The sequence below is a fragment of the Prevotella sp. BV3P1 genome (genome assembly GCF_000479005.1).
Lineage (GTDB): Bacteria > Bacteroidota > Bacteroidia > Bacteroidales > Bacteroidaceae > Prevotella.
Genome location: NZ_AWXC01000046.1, coordinates 1 through 18,991, shown reverse-complemented (window position 1 = coordinate 18,991; position 18,991 = coordinate 1). Strand labels below are relative to the sequence as shown.

The window sequence follows — 18,991 nt, the reverse complement described above, 5'->3', positions numbered from 1 at the left end:
CTGTGTGGATGGAGCAAAAGATGATGATTTCAAGGCTTTGAATATCTAAAGCATTCTCCTATTTTCTCTATTTTGCGATTTTGTTTTGTCAAATAAAATGAATTGACTTAACAAATAAAAGGTTTATTAACACATTAGAATAACGATGGCGAATACTCAGCCATCATCCCACACATAGTCATCAAAAGTTGTTTCATTCGTTAAAATCGTTGTTTATGCAAATATGTGATGTTCTGTCTTTCAAAACCAACAATCTATCATAAATGAGAGAGCCGTGGACATTAAGATAAATTATTTCTAAATTTGCTTGCCGTGTTCGCAAAAAGAATTATATTTGCAAGGTATAATTGAAAGGACCTACTAATGAACGCAACCGAACAAGTGTACAAACAGACTGAGAATGCCATTCGCAAGATAGCACAAAAGTTCACGTCAGATGAAAACCCATCACTGGTTACGGATATTCACATCCGAATCTATCAAGACAGTGGTGAATTACGAGCCTTCGATGACGATGAAAACGAGATTACCCGTTGCGTCGTTGAAGAATGGATAGGCAATACGGAAGAGAAGTTCTACGAACATGCCGCTGCCATTCTTCGCAAAACCTTGAAAGATCTCCATGAAACGGTTGATCAGATGAATATTCTCAAGCCATTTAGCTTTGTTTTAGAAAATGATGACCTGGAGAATATAGCCGAACTATATGTTGCAGACGATGACACCGTGATTATAGGAGGCGACTTGATGCACGACTTAGATAAGGACCTGGATTCTTTTTTGGCAGACCTTCTTAAAGAAGAAAGCAAATAGAATGAAAAGGATGAGCGGGCAGAAATCAAATTCTCCTCATCACGATTCTACCATGTACTGCCCGATTCTTCCACGTTTTTTAACACCTATTTAAAACGAAAGGATCAATTTTCCCACAAAGATACGTTCCGTCAAGTTTTTTTTCAGACAACAGGGCGTATAAATTCTGGTTTTTATGTATATTTGCAGACATGAAAAGAATCATTTCATGTGTGATTACTCTATTCTGCATGTTGGCCATCCATGCCCAATTTTTCGATGTACAATGCGAGGATACTTGCTCGCATGTACATGGCATCGACCTGAGCCACTACCAAGGTGAAGTGTTCTGGGAAACAGTAGGTGAAAACACCAAAAACACATACGTCTACCTCAAGGCCACTGAAGGCGGTGACAGGATTGACCCTACCTATCAAACCAACATCGAGTTAGCGCATCGCTATGGCCTGAAAGTAGGTTCCTACCACTTCTTCAGACCTAAAACCAACTTGACGCTCCAATTGCAGAACTTCATGACACAGTGCCGACCCGGCGACCAAGACCTCATTCCCATGATTGACGTAGAAACTCGCAGCGGCTTGTCGACAGAAGCCTTCTGTGACTCTTTGCACAAATTCCTGGGCATGGTAGAAGATGCCTATCAACAAAAACCGCTCATCTACACGGGTGCCAACTTCTATGACCACAACCTGCAGGGACAACTGGACAGTTATCAAATCATGATAGCGCAGTATACCGACCGAGAACCGGTATTGGCAGACGGGCGCGACATTACCATGTGGCAATACACGGGTAAAGGTAGAATCAACGGAATCAACACCTTCGTTGATAAAAGCAGAATGATGGGAAGGCACGGACTCAGGGAAATCAGATTCCGACGAAATGCCATGAACACAAGAAAGTCTACATCAAAACATTAACAAACATACAATACACTTTGACGATATGGCGATAATAAGATGTCCGGAGTGCGGCCACCAAATCAGTGACCGAGCACCTGTTTGTCCCTCTTGCGGGGTAGAAATTGCTGATAGAGTGACCCGTTGCACGCAATGTGGCGAAGTTTATTTTAATGATTTGCATGAATGTCCAAACTGCCACCATGCCAATATGAACTATCGAGATGATACATCTCCGGTTCATGAACAGGCTACAGAGCCGAAAGCAGAGCCCACGGCCACGGTGGACACAACGCCTCCCGCATCCAACGGAGATATGCAACGTCCCAAGAAGAAACACACCACCATAATAGTAGCTTTCATCATAGCCATCATTGCATGCGGATTAGGCTATTATTTCTATCACAATGCACAAATGAAAGAAGAGCTGGAGGCATACGAGTTTGCCGCCAAGAGCGAAGATCCCATCGTGCTTCAAGACTATCTTGATCGCTTTAAAGACGCTCCCATGGCACACAGAGACTCTATACACGTTCGCTTGACAGCCATCCAGCAAATGGATAGCGAATGGACTGATGCCTGGGTGAGCAATTCGAAGACGGCTCTGGAGGATTATCTCGACAAACATCCCGACTCTGAACACCGTGCGGAAGCCATGCGCAAGATTGACTCGTTGGACTGGGTGGCTGCCAGATCGGCCAACAGCGTGGACGCATACCAGTTTTACTTGGAAGACCATCCCAACGGTGCGTATGTAGACGACGCCAATGATGGCATCAAAAAAATTAACGCACAGACGGTTCAACCAGAGGAAAGAGCTATGTTAAGCTCGCTGTTTAAACAGTTCTTCCAGAGTATTGATGCAAAGGACGAGAATGGTTTGACCAGCACAGTCAGTCCTATCATCAGTTCTTTCCTTGGCAAAGTGGATGCTAACAAAAATGATGTCATTACCTTCTTACATAAACTATACAACCAGGAGGTAACCAGCATGTCATGGCATCTGCTCAATGATTACAAGATTGATAAAAAAGAAATTGGTGACGAACAATACGAATACACCGTGAATTTCTCGGCAGACCAGGCAGTCAACAAAGTGAATGACACGCAGCAAACCATGCATTATCGCATTAAAGCCAAGGTAAATCCTGACGGAAAAATCGCAGAGTTCAACATGACTCGCATCATTCAGTAGTTCCCTGAACCACTGTAGCGAGGCAACCAGAAAAATAAAACCATTGAGCTAAGTTCAACCTACTTGCTCAATGGTTTTTGTTTTTCTATTGAGAGCCGTGCGAACTGGCTTGTCCTAATATACTCTCACTACGTCACCGACGTGGATGGTATGGTCGGGAGTAAAATCATTCAACTTATACAGACTGGACAGTCGCATGCCATAAATCTGCGCAATGATATACAGACTCTCCCCATCCTTGACAACATGTGGACGATTCTTGAAAGCCTTTGGTGCTCTTTTCCGCTTTTTCTTCAGGAAAATGATTTCGCCTTCGGTCAAAGTATCATCTTTATCACGCTCGTTGTACTTGGCAATTTTTTTGTATGACACGCCTATCTCCTCGCCTATCAGCTTGAAAGTGTCACCGCGACGAGCCCGGATATAATAATTCTTGTTGAAGATTGCAATGGGATGCAAAGGCTTTTCCTGGTTAACTACAGTTTGATTGCCGGAATATTTAACCATGGCGTGATCGTATGACGTGGCACTGTCGTAGACATAAAGTTTGTAAAGCTCTATCAATTCGATGAGTTTGTGGGCGTATCGAGGATTGGTTGCATAGCCACAAGCTTTCAAACCATGCGCCCAACCACGGTAATCTTCCATGGAAAGGCTAAACAACCTGCGGTAACGACTGCTGTTCACAAGGAATTTACTATGGTCTTCAAAACTTTGAAGGGGATGGTCGTATGCGCGAAAACATTCACCCAAAGCGTCATCATCCTCAGCAATAGTACGACCAGTCCAATCGTGACACTTGATTCCGAAATGGTTATTGCCCAACATAGCCAACCTACTTCGTCCCGCTCCACTTTCAAAAACAGCTTGAGCCAGGGTAATACTCGCAGGAATTCGGTATTGAAGCATCTCACGAATAGCCAAATCTTTGTATTGATTGATGTAGAGTTGATAGGTCTGGTTCCATCTCATCTGGGCCCATGATGCCATAGACGAAATAGAAAAAAGAAATATAATCGCAATCTTATGCATGAACATTGAAATTATTGACAAAGTTACATAAAATCATAAAAAAAGCAGAATAGAGAGGTAGACGTTTAATAATTATTAGTAATTTTGTACAAATGGACAGCAAACGAGTCATCTTAGCATTGGGAACGAACATCAAGCAAGAGCGCAACATGAAACAAGTTAGGCGACTGTTGGTTGACACTTGGCCTGACATGAAGTTCACTACAACGAAGAGGACTCAGGCCATTGGCATGGCATCAGACCTATTTTACAACTGTTTGGCATACACAAAGGTGGAAGAATCCCTTGAAGATCTCACCGAAAAGGTGAAAAGTATGGAACAAATATGTGGTGATACGAGGGCTGAAAGATCGCTCAATCGCATCCAAATGGACATCGACATCTTGCTGTATGGTGACAATAAGCTGCACATAAACGACTGGCAACGCGACTATATACAAGAGTTAATGAAAGAAATTGAATTTATTAAGCATTGAATGATGAACATAAAGACTTACCTAACCTATACGCTCCCATGTATTCTGTGCCTATTCATGTCAGCAAACGTGAACGCGCAGGACTTCAACAAAGTATTTTCGGACAGCACGTTGCGCATTGATTATATTTTTTCGGGCAATGCGAACCAGCAACACATCGCCGTTGATCAATTGAATGTCATGCCCCGATGGTATGGAAAAAGACAGCGGTTGGCCGAATTACCCATGGAAGGAAACGGCCAAATAACCGTCCGCGACCACCGCACGAAGCGCACTCTCTACCGCAATTCGTTTTCTACGTTGTTTCAAGAATGGCTCACTTACGATGAAGCCAAGCACACAAGCAGAGCCTTCGAGAACGTATTTCTCGTTCCAATGCCCAAGGACACCGTTGACATTACGGTGACCTTGAATGACAACAGGCGTGAGACGATGACCCAACTAACACACACAGTCGCACCAAATGACATCTTGATCAAGCACATCGGAGAACGAAACCGTACTCCATTTGAAACATTACAGACAGCCAAAGACACCTCCCGCTGCATCCACATCGCCTTTCTGGCAGAGGGATATCGCACTGACGAGATGGACATCTTCCTGAAAGATGCCACCGAAGCCACCGAGGCGTTGTTTGCGCATGAGCCTTTTAAGACTATGAGAAACAGGTTCAACATCATAGCAGTCAAAGCTCCTTCGGCTGACAGCGGCACAAGCGAGCCTTCTAAAGGTTTGTGGAAGAATACTGCTCTGCACTCGCATTTTGACACGTTTTATAGCAACCGTTATCTTACTACATTGCGGTTGAAGACCGTTCACGACTGGCTGGCAGGACTTCCATACGAACATATCATCATCTTGGTGAACACTCATCAGTACGGAGGCGGCGGTATTCTCAATTCATACAACCTGTCAATGACCCATCATCCATCGTTCAAACCTGTGGTCGTTCATGAGTTTGGCCACAGCTTTGCTGGACTTGCCGACGAATATGCCTACGATTTCGAGGAAATCCCCATGTATCCGCCTGACATCGAACCATGGGAACAAAACATAACAACCAAGGTTAAGTTTTCTGACAAATGGCAAGACATGATGGGAAATGTACCTTCTGTGGGACTGATAGAAGGCGCAGGCTACTCGCTGAAAGGCATTTACCGCGCGTCACACGACTGTAGAATGCGCACAAACGATACACCAGAGTTTTGTCCTGTGTGCCAACGATCCATCCAACGCGTTATTGATTTCTACACAAAATGAGGAACATAGCATGAAGCCGAAGCACTATCTGATGATAGGGTTGGCCACCCTCGCGTTACTGTTAAGCCAAAACAGCCCGGCAGATGCCATTCACAACCGCCCCATCAGTGACAAAGATCGACTGAACATGGCTCTAGAATACTTTCAAAGTGAGAAGTATCATGAGGCTCTTTTACTGTTCCATAAACTTGACCAGGAATACCTTCTCAACCAAAGGTATAAGGCTTACATCGGCGTTTGCTACTATCATCAGTGGAAATACGAGCAGGCATGCCTGTATCTGGACTCAGTTATGCCGAGTATCACCGTCTTCGCACCTCACGAACAATCAGTCTATTATTATACCAACGCTGAAAGTCACTTTCAATTAAAACAATACGGAGCAGCCATCCCATGCTATGAAAAGATGCTGAACGTATGCCATGACAACGAAAAAGCCGATGCCTTCTACTGTCTTGGGTTCTGTTATCTGTTCAAGAAGGATTGGGAAAATGCACTTGAGTATTTTGAAAGCGCACGCTCCTACTATCGACATTACGGATACAAACCTGGGTTGAAATACCGTATGACACAAATTGAAAACATGATCAACGGCTGCAAACAACAAATAGACCAATCAACAGCCACCGAACTACCAAGCGATAGCATCAAGTGAAGCACGACACAAGCGGCAAGAAAAAATAGTTTGTCATCTTTCTGTGCTTTACATTTTTTTAGTAACTTTGCATGCATTATTTTTATAATGCAAAAGATGAAAACATTAATAGACCGCATTCTGAAAGACGGCAAATGCTATCCCGGTGGCATATTGAAAGTAGATAAATTTATCAACCACCAGATGGATCCCAACCTTATGAAAGCCATCGCCATCGAATTCATCAAACGTTACGCCTCAACGGAAATCAACAAAATCTTAACCATCGAAGCCTCGGGCATTGCTCCTGCCATCGTTATGGGGTTACTTCTGGACCTTCCGGTGGTATTCGCCAAGAAGAAAAAACCGTCAACGATGGACAACATCTTATCCACCACGGTCTTCTCATTCACCAAACAGCGTGAATACAACGTCGTTATCAGCAAGGATTATCTGACACCTAACGACAAAGTGGTTTTCATTGACGACTTCCTGGCCTATGGAAATGCCGCCAAAGGCATCATCGACCTATGCCGGCAGGCCGGTGCAGAACTGGTTGGGATGGGCTTTATCATTGAAAAAACCTTCCAACATGGACGTGACGGGATAGAAGCAGAAGGCGTGAGATGCGAATCGTTGGCCATGATTGAATCGCTGGACGATTGCCAAATCAAATTAAAAACCACAGAAAAGTAACCATATTCCTATTAATTGCACCAAAAGAAATGAACGCAACAGAACAAGAACAAGTAAGGTCAAAGTCGACTGACTTGATTTATGGCCTTCACGACCGCCCAGCTCTCCGAGAAAGTATTTTTGCTGCACTTCAGCACTTGCTGGCCATCTTCGTAGCCATCATCACCCCACCGCTGATTATTTCGAATGCGCTTAATTTTAATTTGGAAACAACAGGATTCTTGGTTTCCATGTCATTGTTCGTTTCTGGCGTCGCCACATTCATACAATGTCACCGCATTGGTCCCATTGGTACAGGACTCTTGTGCATCCAAGGCACCAGCTTCTCCTTCATAGGCCCCATTATCGGAGCCGGTATGCTTGGCATGGTGGGTGGCAAGATGAACACCGAAATGGCTTTATCCTATATATTTACCGCCTGCATGTTCGCCTCTGTTGTCGAAATGCTTGTGAGCCGCCTATTGAAGTACACACGCAAAATCATCACGCCACTGGTCTCCGGAGTCGTCGTCACGCTGATAGGCATGTCGCTGGTTAAAGCCGGAATCAACTCATGTGGTGGTGGTGCTGCAGCCGAAGCTGACGGATCGTTTGGTTCTATGGTAAACCTTGGGTTGGCGGCGCTTGTGCTGTTTAGCATCATCATCTTCAATCGTTCGAGCAACCGCTTTCTTCGAATGAGTTCAATCGTGTTAGGGCTCCTCATTGGGTGCATCGCTGCCTATCTCATGGGCATGATTCACTTGGATTCCATTCAAAGCTATGGAGGCTTTATCATTCCCGTTCCATTCAAATACGGATTCCGCTTTGACATATCGGCCCTTATAGCTTTGGGACTGGTTTACCTCATAACGGCCATTGAAGCATACGGAGACATCACGGCCAACTCGCTGATTTCTGGAGAACCCATCGAAGGTGAAGTATTTGAAAAAAGAGCATCGGGCGGCATTCTGGCCGATGGTTTCAACTCAATGTTAGCCGCTGTGTTCAACTCTTTCCCCAATTCAATCTTCGCACAGAACAACGGAATGATTCAATTAACAGGCATTGCCAGCCGCTATGTGGGCTACTACATTGCCGGAGCGCTGGTCGTCTTAGGACTGTTCCCAGTTGTTGGATTGGTGTTTTCCTTAATTCCGGCTCCGGTACTTGGTGGCGCAACGCTGCTGATGTTTGGAACCGTGGCAGCTGCAGGCATCAAAATCATCGCATCAACCCAAATCAACCGAAAGGCAGTATTGGTGATGGCCATCAGTTTTGCCCTGGGACTTAGCGTAGAAATGGTTCCTGGTATACTGGATCACATGCCGGAAACCATCAAAAACATTTTTTCTTCCGGCATTACAACAGGTGGACTCACAGCCATCCTGACAAATGCATTTATCAAGATTAAAGAATAGGTTATCCCCGAACATTCATCCAATCGTGACACACCAAACCTGTGCCGTTTCCAAGACAACATGAAACTTGCACCGTAAGAGCATGCATGTTGGAGTGGAAACTCATTGCTATTGGTTGCCAAAGTCATTGCTATTGGAGAGCAAACTCAATGCTATTGGATGACAAACTCAATGCTATTGTTGGCTAAACTCATTGCTTTTGATGGAGAATGCATGTAACACAGAGATTGACCGATGCCACATTCAGATTTGAAAAACAGCAAACATCTGCACCTTTAAGGATACATTTTTATTATTATAAAAAAAATAACTAAAAAGGTTTGGAGGATTCAAAAAAAACATTAACTTTGCAAGTGTTATCCTGAAAACAATCTTTTTACCTTAAAGGACTAATACCTATTGAAGATTTGAAGGCGATTATCTGTGAAGACCATTGCCTTTTTTTATTTTTTGTACAAAGCAGAGATTCTGCGATGGATAATCAAACTATTGATGAAAGATACAATCGCCAGGATAACAAACCCCAATAAACAAGTAGGAAGCATACTGGTTTTGTCAATGCTTGGAAGCATGGTATACAGTATTTCAATGTAGTAATCCCGTATACAATACACAGCCAGAACGGCTATCAGCAAAACTGCGACATTCAGCATGAGTGTTAGAAAGATGTATGGCTTCGACACCTGCAGCGGACGATAGCCTATCAGTAAGAGATTTTCAAGTTTATACGCATTTTTTTGCACGAGAAGATAAATACTTAAAAGTAGGATATAAAAGCTCAAGAGGCATATAAACAGGCCCACAACCATCACGATTGACACGACTAACGATAAGAACGAGATGGCCTTCTCGTTGGCAAGATTACTGTCTTCTATCTCATACGCATGGCTATCCAAGTATTTTGCGATGGCATCATCGCGCGTGCTCGACACGTCAGCAATCAGTCTGTTGGGGGCACTCGTAGCATTTGGCGCAAAGTGATGGTTACTCCACGACATGAATGACATGGGAACAAGGATGGAGTTCAATTTACTTGAGAAACCAATGACTTTTCCTTCAAACACTTCATCCTTACCATTGCCATGAATGGCCATCCGTACATTCAGCATTCCCACCACGCCTTCAGAGATGCTCGGTAATGAGTGATTGCGCGCATAGCCGAAGTTATACATGGTGATGTATGACCTGGGTAGGATGATGGGTACCGTCTTGCTGCCTTCCTGATAATGCCATTGGGCAAGCGGAACATCGACAAACGAATCGGGAATGCTCTCGAAAAAGAATTCGGAATCAAGCAATTTAGTTTCCTTCACGTACAGCGTTACGTTCACCTTATACTCGGCCGAGGTGAATGCGCCCAACTTTTTGACAAAAGGCTGCTGCTTTAATTCTTCAATCTCTGCCCCATTGAACGTGTTGTCTTCACCACTGATGGTGGAAGTCGTTCCTGTTTTCTTACTGATGGTGAGATAATCGGCCTTCATGAAGCTGTCATCGCTGTTAAACACAGGCATGACGTCACGATAAAACTGATATCCTAAAAGAATGACAATCATTCCAAACAGGTTTGCAAAGAAAAAACCTACAAACTGAGGAATGCTCACATGTTGCCGAAGAAGTTTCCAAACAAGCGTCATAATCTTACAACCTTATCATATTTTAAAGCCAGATGTTTGCCGATACTCGTAACAATGACGCCTGCTCCTTGGTGGGTAGCCTCACGCAAGAGAACTTGTGCCATGGTGTTGGAGTTGTCTTCATCGAGGTGACTGATGGGTTCGTCTGCCAACAAGAAATCAAAAGGTTGGACGAGCGAGCGTATTAGTGCCACTCGTTGTTGCTGTCCAAAGGACATCTGTCCTATCCTGACATTCACCTTGTCAGCGATGTCCAATTCATCAAACCAATCAAGAATTTGCGCTTTGGTCTTGAAATGCGTCATGTTGTTCTTAATCATAACGTTCTCAAGAGCGGTTAATTCGGGAAACAAGCGCAACTCTTGAAAGAGATAACTGACCTGCCGGGTGCGTATTTCTGCCCAGTCTTTGATTGTGAGTGCGTTGATATTCTGCTCGTCAAACAAGATTTTTCCATCGAAATCACGCCGATACCCTATCAAATAACTACAAAACGTACTCTTTCCTTTGCCAGAATTGGCTTCCAACAGATAATAATGTCCCTTGTGGAAGGTGATTTCTTCATTCCAAACATCCGACACTAATCCTTGCACATGTGAAAAGACATGCGGCAGAACCTTGTTCAATGTGATACTCTCCACCTTTTATTTCAATTTATATACCATGGTGTTGACAGGTCCAAACACGGGTTTCAGTAAATCAACAAACACTTTCATCGTTTCATTGCGCACGTCGTTAAAATGAATCACCATGACCATTTTCTGCCCTTTGATTTGAGTTTGCAGCTGAATGGGCAGTGGTGTTTTCGCCCTACCGATTGAAGCCAACGCTTCTTGTTTGCTGCTACCGCTGAAGAACTGCTTGTCCTCACTCACCCCGAAACAAAAGTTGGTTTTGCCATCTGAATAGGAGTAGATATTCTTACCGGCATCCGTCAATTTAGCACCTTGCGGCACTGACTGCTTCCAATAGGGAACATCAGCCAGCCATTTTGTATGCGCAAGATGCGCGGCCATCGACAATTGAATGGCTCCATCGGAATAGTTTGGAACAATGATGCACATGTCACCATTGACACTGCGGATGATGTTGTCCATGTCTATCGCCTGATTGATACCCGTCAGCAACACTTGAAGGCCCTTGTTCTGCTGCAAAATGGGCAAAAACTTCTGCCCATCTACGTTCACGAACATGCCCAACAAGGCCTCGTTTGACATGGATTGCAGGTAAGCATCGGTGATGGGACGATATACTTTGAACGACTCTTCAATCTCTTGATTGATACGTTGGTTAAAAGAAAATGGTCTGCCTTCGATGGTCAGGCATCGTTTTTCGATACTCATTTCAGCTGCTATCAGCACTTGTGACCCATCTATACCCTTCGGAGTGCCTAACGTCATCGGTGCAACAAGCTGTTCAGGCAAGGCTTTCGCCTGTGCCACCATCGCCATAGGACTGTCAATACCCTCCAACTTTTCAAACATAGGAGAAGCTATCACGCTGTTTTCCTCGTCTTGTTGCAGATATTTGGCCATCGTGCCTTTCATGACTTCCTGCGCAGTAACAGGCAAAGGACCCATGATTAAGAGCGACTGATCATTGTAACCAGCAATCCAAGAGTCATTAACTTGTGCAAAATAGGCCTCACGATACTTCACGGGCCTGCTGTTCATCTTCACGAACATTTGCTCCAACTTCCCTTTGTCCTGCACTTTCGCACAGATTCCTAAATTCCCGTCAGGCGATTCAAAAAGATAAATCTTGTGCGTCAAATCGATACCACTCTCATCCAAATTCTTCATTCGGAGCAGTACTTTCAGTAATGTGGCGCTGTTTACCCCACTTATCTTGCTGACGTCAAACGAGACTAAAGCAGTGCTTGACTTTGGAATAGCTTGACGATATTCAGCATCTGAACAAGATGACAAAAAAGCAATGATGAGCAAGCATGCGGAAATGCAATATAGTTTGAATACTTTCATGTTGAATCTTACCTTTCTATTAATGAAACATCAGACCGTCAAGAAGATGCCTTACCTTGGTCGGTCGCATGTTTCCAACCTTTTCCTCTATGGATTATAAGATGCGTTTTACCATTTGTGACATCACGATTGATACCAAACCTGCGGTTTCAGTCCTCAATCTGTTTTGCCCTAATGACACAGACGAGAACACCTTTTCAAGGGCTTGATTCACTTCGTCGATCGAGAAATCACCTTCAGGACCTACAAGTATGGTAATATCTTGTTGATTACCAGCTTGCTGTATCTCGTTAAGGAAATCCTTTCTGGCTATCTCCGTGTAACAATGGGCAATGTACAGACCACCCTCTCGCTGTTGATTGACAAAGTCTTGAAAGGGCATAACGGGATTAACTACGGGCTTCCAAGCCTTTCTACTCTGCTTCATTGCAGCGATAACAATCTTTTCCAAGCGGTCAATTCGTAGTTGTTTGCGCTCTGAATAGCGGCAGTTCAGGAACGTGATTTCATCAAAGCCAACCTCAGTCATCTTCTCTAACATCCATTCCATCCTATCCATCATCTTGGTTGGTGCGATAGCCAAATGCACATGCCCCTTCCATGTTTTCTGCTGCGGCAGCGTTTTCACGATGTCATACATACAATGTTTGGTAGCTGCGAGCGTGACGTTTGCCTGGTAGAACGTACCCATTCCATCCATTAAGAATATTTCATCACCGGCTTTCAGTCGCAGAACGCTGACAGCATGCCGCGCCTCTTCCGGAGGCAATTCAGTCACATGGGCAGCATCAGGAACGTAAAAATATCTGGCTTCTTTCATATTCAAACATCAAGCATCAAGCAAATTGCGTCGTTTCATCTCATCTCTTAACAAGGATGCCAGTTCATAACGCTCCTCTTCAATGGCCTTGTTCAATGCTTTATTCAACATATCATCCGTCAAAGTGTTTACAGGAATGGACATCCCCTGCGCATTGTGAACATACTTCACACTCTGCTTTTTCATCAATTTCTCATCAATATATACGGGAATGTCGCTGACATAGGCCAACAACATGGCGTCACTGATGCGTATCAAGATTGGTTCAAGCGTTTCTATATTATACAACACAGCCCTGTACTGCCCCTCAATTAAGTCGTTGATGAGAATCTCAAAGTGCAGCGTGGTTTGCGAACGGATGACCTGCCACAACACTTCTGGCAGCATCATGTCCGTGATTGGGACCTTTTGCACACGAAGACTAAACTGATACAGCATATTGCGGTCACATGGGATGGTAAGCTGACGCTGTTGCTGTTCATCCACTAAGATGAGCAATCCCACATCGGTAGTGCCCACAATCTCTGTTACGCTCTTGAAAATCAGCCGTACCTTATTCATGCCTTCACCATATTTTTCTTGGGTTTAAACAACAGAGCAAAGCTCACTCCCACCAACAAAGCATATCCGGCGAATGCATACCAGCAGGCCGACCAATTGGTAACGCCATTGATGGTATTCGAAGTAACCACAGCCTGTGCAGCCAGTGAGCCGACCGTTGCGCCGATACCGTTGGTCATAAGCATGAACAAACCTTGCGCACTGGAGCGAAGAGCCGGCTCGGTAGCCTTGTCCACATACAACGAGCCGCTGATGTTGAAGAAGTCGAAGGCAACGCCATAGATAATCATGGACAGCACAAACATCCATACGCGGTCACCCGGATTGCCCAATCCAAGCAAGGCAAACCGCAGCACCCATGCAAACATGGCAATCAACATCACGTTCTTGATGCCGTAACGCTTCATGAAGAAGGGTATCATCAAAATGCAAAGGGTTTCACTGACCTGTGACAAAGAATAAAGTATCACTGGATATTTCACTCCAAACGTGCCCGCATATTCAGGCAAAGTCTTGAAACTTTCAATAAAAGGGGTTGCAAAACCATTGGTTATCTGCAAACTCACACCCAACAGCATGGAGAAGATAAAGAAGATGGCCATGCGCTTTTGTTTGAACAAGGAGAAGGCCTTCAGACCAAAGGCTTCAACCAAACCAGTTGCATGCTGCCCCTTGGACGTAGGACAATGTGGCAACGTGAAGGTGTAAAGAAACAAGAGAATGCTCAAAACACCGCTGACCACAAACTGATTTTGGTCGCTCTTAAAGCCAAAGATATCTACAAACCACATGGAACAGATAAAGCCAATGGTTCCAAATGTACGAATGGGTGGAAAGTCCTTGATGGTATCCATCCCCGCTTGTGTCAAGGCATTGTAGGCTACCGAATTGCTCAATGCCAAGGTAGGCATGTAAAAAGCCACGCTGAATGAATAAAGAGTGAAGAGTATACCAAACTCAGCATTGCTTCCTTGGCTCATCCCATAGTAGGCTGCCGCAAACATAAACAAGCCGGCCAGCAGGTGACAGTAGCCTAAAAGGCGTTGAGCAGGCACCAAACGGTCTGCCACGATGCCCATCAATGCAGGCATGAAGATTGATACAACACCTTGCATGGCAAAAAATGCACCGATGTTGGAAGCCATTCCGATGTTGGTTAAATAGATTCCCATGCAAGTAAGATAGGAACCCCATACGGCAAATTCAAGAAAATTCATTGCCGCCAAACGTACTTTTAAGTTCATTTCATGTATTATTTATTTCTAACAAAGACAGTGCGAGCCGAGCGCAACCAAGCTGGTTTGAAGTTGCCGAGGCGATGCCTGTTTTATGCAAAGACAGCGCGAGCCGAGCGCAACCAAGCTTGTTTGGAGTTGCCGAGGCGATGCCTGTCTTATGCAAAGGTACACTAAATGTGAGAATGCGCAAAATAAAAAAATCTTTTTTTTCGGAATGCCAAACAAGGAAGAAATCCAAGAAAGCACACATTGATTTTCAATAGCAATGACTTTGACCACCAAACTCAATGAGTTTACCCCTCAATAGCAATGACTTTGACCGCCAAACTCATTGCTATTGAAACGGCATAGAAGTATGATAATATGTATGAATTAATAAGGAAAAATTAGGTATAAGTTTAAATTCAAGACATCACCCTATACCTCAAATTTGGAATAGTCATCCAGTTTTAGCAGTGCAGCTACCGAGATGCTCTTATGTTTCCGCATGAATCTGTCGACAACATTCACATAGTCGCTCTTGAAAAATCGCTTACCCAGCACTTTGTTGGCCGTCCACATAATCTTAGCCATGTGCAAATCTTTTTCCACCTGTGTGTTCACGCCGTGATCTTCCATGGGATAGACGCTCAATAAATAGAAAACAATACAGTCGGGCACGATGTATTCACGTGTCATGGACTGTCGTTGCTGCTCGGAATAATATTTCTTATATACCGAATAGTTTTCTCCCAAATACTTATCCAACGAAATACCAATCAGCTTGTCGCCCACCACCACACTCTGATTGAGCGCACCAATTTGCGCATAGACAGTGGGGATTTCAAGCCCCGGCAGCAACTTTTGCAACTTCATGAATACTCGGCTCAGCTCTTTGTTGATGTCATCCATGTCAGCATATTCAGCTTCTGCGTCAGAAATGAGGACCTGCAACAGAGAGTCTTGGTAGAAATTAAGGAATTTCGAATTGATGTACGGTTCGTTCACTTCGCCTAAATCCAACACGTCTTCTATCAACGTGCGAGTTTCCATGGGATAGGTGGTATTCATTTGTTGAAGCGCCGAGAAATCACCCGTCGTGAGATAACGGCTCTCCAGACGATCATAGCGCTGTACTTCTACCAGCATCTTCTGATCTTCTTGATTGTAAGGCTTGAGTTTTAGCTGACAAGCGCTACACAACAGGAGGGCTAAAAATAATAGACTATAATATTGCTTCAAAATGAATACACATTATCCTTATTACGAGCAAAATTAAGCAAAAATATAATAAGTAGCAAATTTTATACTAAAAAAGATAAATTTAAGACAAAATTGCTTTAATTCCGCTTAGATTTTACTGTATTTTTTCTTTCCTTTGACATAATATTTCCAAAGAATAGAATAAGAGTTCAGTATTTTTTCGTCTTGCACCAACCTGCTGTTTTGAATTTTTTGGCGGTCAAATTCAAATTCATTGCGCCAATGTTTGAAGGCTTTTCTGGCCTTGAACACGGCGCAGAAGTCGCCCCAATGGTGTCCCAACAACAGCATTTGCAAGGCTGCAAGATAGTCGAGCCACCACCGAATGCGCATAACATGCTTCAAATCTTTGTCATTCAGGTTTTTATAAAGCATGGTCAAATTGTTCCTGAAATTCAAGAACGTCTTCATAGGATTATTCTTGGGCAGCGTTCCTCCTCCCACATGGTACACCTTACTGTCGGGAATACAATAGATATCACGGCCGCGTGAGCGCAAGCGCCAGCACAAATCTATCTCCTCACTATGGGCGAAGAAACGGCCATCCAACCCTCCGACCTCCCAATAATCGTGAGAACGAATCATCAGACACGCACCCGTAGCCCATGCTATTTTGCAGGGAGCATCATACTGGCCATCATCATTTTCTACCGTCTGAAAGATACGGCCACGGCAAAATGGATAGCCATATCTGTCAATAAATCCTCCGCTCGCGCCCGCATACTCAAACTGGTCATGATTGGAAACCGACAACAGCTTGGGCTGACACGCTGCCACCTGCGGATGAGCGTCCATAAACTCAATGAGTGGTGTTAACCAGTGATGGGTTACTTCAATGTCGGAATTGAGCAATATGTAGTACTCGGCATCGATATGGCCCAAAGCCTTGTTGTAGCCATCGGCAAAACCCCAATTACGATCCAGGACAATTTGCTTCACCATGGGGTAATGCTGTGACAACCATGACATGGAACCATCGGTCGACGCATTGTCTGCAACAAAGATTTCGGCTTCATCGCGAGAATAATTGATGACGGAAGGGAGGTAGGTTGACAACATCTTGGCTCCATTCCAATTCAAAATGACAATTGCTACTTTCATATCATTGCTTTTAAGGCAGAGCGGTCATGATTGAATTCACCCAACTTGACCGTTATCAATTGGTTATCAAATTCTTCTTTGGCCAATGCTGCGGGCAGTTCCACACGAATATAGTTACGAGTGAAACCGTGCATGGCCCGGCCGCGGTTGGTCTTTTCAAACAACACCTCCGCCTCCTGCCCCACATGCTTGGCATAAAAAGCATGCGTCTTTTCATCTGACAGCTGAAGAAGACGCTTCGAACGTAACTTTTTATCTCGATCTGAAACGACGTACGGAATGGACAGCGCACGGGTGCCGGGACGCTCGGAATAAGGGAAGACGTGTAGCTGAGTGATGTCCAGAGAACGGATGAACCCGTAGCTTTCTTCAAAGTATTCGGGCTTTTCACCTCGGCAACCCACCATAACATCCACACCGATAAAGGCATGCGGCATCACCTCTTTAATATGGTGTATCTTGTCGGCAAACAGTGCGGTGTCGTAATGGCGGTGCATCAATCTGAGCACTTCGTCAGAGCCACTCTGCAAGGGGATATGGAAATGAGGCATGAAGGCTCTGGACTGCGCGCAATAATCAATCAACTCATCGGTCATCAAATCGGGCTCCAAGCTGGAAATACGAAATCGGCGGATGCCTTCCACCTGATCAAGTGCTTTGACAAGGTCCAAAAAAGTCTCAGCGGTTCTTTCGCCATATTCGCCGATGTTGACACCCGTGAGCACGATTTCCTTCCCTCCTTCTGCCGCAGCCTGCTCGGCCTGCTGGACCAAAGAAGCAATGGATGGATTGCGGGAGAAGCCGCGTGCAAAGGGTATGGTGCAATAGGTGCAAAAATAGTTGCACCCATCTTGCACTTTGAGGAAATACCTCGTGCGGTTACCTTTCGAACAAGAGGGTTGGAAGGTCTTGATGTCTTTTGTCTTGACCGACTGGAATACATGCAATCCACCAGCCACTTCATCCCCCTGCTCGGCCAGTGCATTCTTGCGCAACCAGGCATCATTGAGATATTGTACCAAGTGGGCTTTCTCATTTGAACCCAAAACAAGGTCAACACCTGGTATCTTGCTCACAGCTTCTGACTCAAGTTGGGCATAACATCCGGTGACAATGATAAACGCACCAGGGTTCTCTCGCACCATCCGACGAATGGCTTGCCTGCATTTATGGTCAGCAACTTCGGTGACCGAACATGTGTTGATCAGGCAGATGTCAGCACGCTCACCCCTGTCAACAGTGCGCACGCCCATCTCTTGGAGCATCTTGCCAAAAGTAGAAGTCTCGGAGAAATTCAGTTTACAACCCAGTGTATAATAGGAAGCGGTTTTACCTTGAAAAGCACTTGTATCAATCATCTAACCTTATTTAATATGGTATGCAAAATTAAAGAAAAAAGTTCAGATGGCTGTACTTGAGCATCCAATTTGTCGTTTTTATGCCCTATTTTTGTAAACAAGACGGCACAATGCAAATATTTAACATATTTTTAACATTTACAAATAAGTGATTATCAGGTAATTACAGAAAAGTTACAATTCAAAACCAAAAAAAAGAATAAAAAAAAGTATTGAGTATGGAAAAAAACCTTACCTTTGCAATGTTTTAATAAACAAATGATTGTTTTACAGATTTAAAAAGCAAAGAAATGAAAAAATTAGTTTTAATGTTCGTAGCTGTAGCAGCTATCTCATTCGCATCTTGTGGTAACAAAGCATCTCAGACAGAAGCTGCTGTTGACTCTTTGGAAGCTTCTACCGACTCTTTGGTAGACTCTACAATGGAAGCTGCTGACTCTACAGCCGCAGCAACTGTTGACTCTGCAACTGCAACTGTTGACTCTGCAGCTCAGGCTCAGTAATCAATACGAACAAAATTGAGAGAACAACCATCACTCCTTGTGAGTGATGGTTTTTTTGTATAAGTTTTTAAGTTGGTGAGTTTCTGAGTTCTTGAGTTCTTGTATTGGTTGTGCGAAGAAGCATACTCACCAATTCAAAAACTC

General features: G+C 44.2%; 19 protein-coding genes. 9 read left to right on the top strand and 10 right to left on the bottom strand.

What is annotated here, in order from left to right; genetic code table 11:
• Positions 1 to 363 precede the first annotated feature (363 nt).
• The 3 genes from HMPREF1254_RS08515 to HMPREF1254_RS08505 all read left to right on the top strand — a co-directional run bounded on the left by HMPREF1254_RS08515 (position 364) and on the right by HMPREF1254_RS08505 (position 2,907).
• Entirely contained in the window at positions 364 to 813 is a 450-nt protein-coding gene (locus HMPREF1254_RS08515; protein ID WP_023058253.1) for a hypothetical protein, read from the top strand.
• Positions 814 to 1,004: 191 nt separating this feature from the next.
• Positions 1,005 to 1,733 (top strand): glycoside hydrolase family 25 protein, encoded by a 729-nt coding sequence (locus HMPREF1254_RS08510; protein ID WP_036879607.1) that lies wholly within the window; start codon positions 1,005 to 1,007, stop codon positions 1,731 to 1,733.
• A 25-nt stretch (positions 1,734 to 1,758) separates the two neighbouring features.
• Positions 1,759 to 2,907, top strand: coding sequence for a zinc ribbon domain-containing protein (locus HMPREF1254_RS08505; RefSeq protein ID WP_036879609.1), 1,149 nt, complete (start codon positions 1,759 to 1,761; stop codon positions 2,905 to 2,907).
• Between the two features lie 114 nt (positions 2,908 to 3,021).
• On the opposite strand, the gene HMPREF1254_RS08500 is transcribed toward HMPREF1254_RS08505, so the two are convergent.
• Positions 3,022 to 3,939 (bottom strand): glucosaminidase domain-containing protein, encoded by a 918-nt coding sequence (locus HMPREF1254_RS08500; protein ID WP_036879621.1) that lies wholly within the window; start codon positions 3,937 to 3,939, stop codon positions 3,022 to 3,024.
• Positions 3,940 to 4,031: 92 nt separating this feature from the next.
• Between HMPREF1254_RS08500 and HMPREF1254_RS08495 the strand changes: the two genes are divergently transcribed.
• From HMPREF1254_RS08495 to HMPREF1254_RS08475, 5 genes are all read left to right on the top strand, one after another.
• A complete protein-coding gene (locus HMPREF1254_RS08495; protein ID WP_023058312.1) occupies positions 4,032 to 4,415 on the top strand; it encodes a 2-amino-4-hydroxy-6-hydroxymethyldihydropteridine diphosphokinase in 384 nt (127 codons plus the stop codon).
• 57 nt (positions 4,416 to 4,472) lie between these two features.
• Positions 4,473 to 5,675, top strand: coding sequence for a M64 family metallopeptidase (locus tag HMPREF1254_RS08490; RefSeq protein WP_036879612.1), 1,203 nt, complete (start codon positions 4,473 to 4,475; stop codon positions 5,673 to 5,675).
• A gap of 10 nt (positions 5,676 to 5,685) precedes the next feature.
• The gene (locus HMPREF1254_RS08485) at positions 5,686 to 6,330 is read left to right on the top strand and encodes a tetratricopeptide repeat protein (RefSeq protein ID WP_051331311.1); all 645 of its coding nucleotides are present in this window, start codon (positions 5,686 to 5,688) and stop codon (positions 6,328 to 6,330) included.
• 96 nt (positions 6,331 to 6,426) lie between these two features.
• On the top strand, positions 6,427 to 7,005 hold the full coding sequence (gene xpt, locus HMPREF1254_RS08480) for a xanthine phosphoribosyltransferase (protein WP_036873840.1): 579 nt from the start codon (positions 6,427 to 6,429) through the stop codon (positions 7,003 to 7,005).
• A 29-nt stretch (positions 7,006 to 7,034) separates the two neighbouring features.
• Positions 7,035 to 8,405 carry a nucleobase:cation symporter-2 family protein gene (locus tag HMPREF1254_RS08475; RefSeq protein ID WP_036879615.1) on the top strand — a complete coding sequence of 457 codons (1,371 nt, stop codon included), beginning with the start codon at positions 7,035 to 7,037 and terminating at the stop codon, positions 8,403 to 8,405.
• A gap of 443 nt (positions 8,406 to 8,848) precedes the next feature.
• Here the strand turns inward: HMPREF1254_RS08475 and HMPREF1254_RS08470 are convergent, their stop codons facing one another.
• The 9 genes from HMPREF1254_RS08470 to mtaB form a co-directional block, all read right to left on the bottom strand.
• Positions 8,849 to 10,042, bottom strand: a complete 1,194-nt coding sequence (locus tag HMPREF1254_RS08470; RefSeq protein ID WP_023058264.1) for a hypothetical protein — start codon at positions 10,040 to 10,042, stop codon at positions 8,849 to 8,851.
• Positions 10,039 to 10,683: an ATP-binding cassette domain-containing protein gene (locus tag HMPREF1254_RS08465; RefSeq protein ID WP_023058266.1), complete on the bottom strand. Its 645-nt coding sequence runs from the start codon at positions 10,681 to 10,683 to the stop codon at positions 10,039 to 10,041. Before HMPREF1254_RS08465 ends, HMPREF1254_RS08470 begins: the two co-directional genes overlap by 4 nt.
• A 3-nt stretch (positions 10,684 to 10,686) precedes the next feature.
• Positions 10,687 to 12,024 (bottom strand): DUF4836 family protein, encoded by a 1,338-nt coding sequence (locus HMPREF1254_RS08460; protein ID WP_036879617.1) that lies wholly within the window; start codon positions 12,022 to 12,024, stop codon positions 10,687 to 10,689.
• A gap of 94 nt (positions 12,025 to 12,118) precedes the next feature.
• Positions 12,119 to 12,844, bottom strand: coding sequence for a 16S rRNA (uracil(1498)-N(3))-methyltransferase (locus tag HMPREF1254_RS08455; RefSeq protein ID WP_023058313.1), 726 nt, complete (start codon positions 12,842 to 12,844; stop codon positions 12,119 to 12,121).
• 9 nt (positions 12,845 to 12,853) lie between these two features.
• Positions 12,854 to 13,405 (bottom strand): bifunctional nuclease domain-containing protein, encoded by a 552-nt coding sequence (locus tag HMPREF1254_RS08450; protein WP_023058279.1) that lies wholly within the window; start codon positions 13,403 to 13,405, stop codon positions 12,854 to 12,856.
• Entirely contained in the window at positions 13,402 to 14,649 is a 1,248-nt protein-coding gene (locus tag HMPREF1254_RS08445; protein ID WP_023058298.1) for an MFS transporter, read from the bottom strand. Before HMPREF1254_RS08445 ends, HMPREF1254_RS08450 begins: the two co-directional genes overlap by 4 nt.
• 411 nt (positions 14,650 to 15,060) lie before the next feature.
• Complete coding sequence (locus tag HMPREF1254_RS08435) at positions 15,061 to 15,864, bottom strand: gliding motility protein GldB-related protein (RefSeq protein ID WP_023058316.1); 804 nt, start codon at positions 15,862 to 15,864, stop codon at positions 15,061 to 15,063.
• Between the two features lie 108 nt (positions 15,865 to 15,972).
• Entirely contained in the window at positions 15,973 to 16,986 is a 1,014-nt protein-coding gene (locus HMPREF1254_RS08430) for a glycosyltransferase family 2 protein (protein ID WP_023058285.1), read from the bottom strand.
• A complete protein-coding gene (mtaB, locus tag HMPREF1254_RS08425; protein ID WP_023058289.1) occupies positions 16,983 to 18,344 on the bottom strand; it encodes a tRNA (N(6)-L-threonylcarbamoyladenosine(37)-C(2))-methylthiotransferase MtaB in 1,362 nt (453 codons plus the stop codon). The genes HMPREF1254_RS08430 and mtaB overlap by 4 nt, the downstream gene beginning before the upstream one ends.
• A 290-nt stretch (positions 18,345 to 18,634) precedes the next feature.
• On the opposite strand from mtaB, the gene HMPREF1254_RS08420 reads away from it, so the two are divergent.
• A complete protein-coding gene (locus tag HMPREF1254_RS08420; protein ID WP_023058245.1) occupies positions 18,635 to 18,847 on the top strand; it encodes a PG1828 family lipoprotein in 213 nt (70 codons plus the stop codon).
• Positions 18,848 to 18,991: the final 144 nt, after the last annotated feature.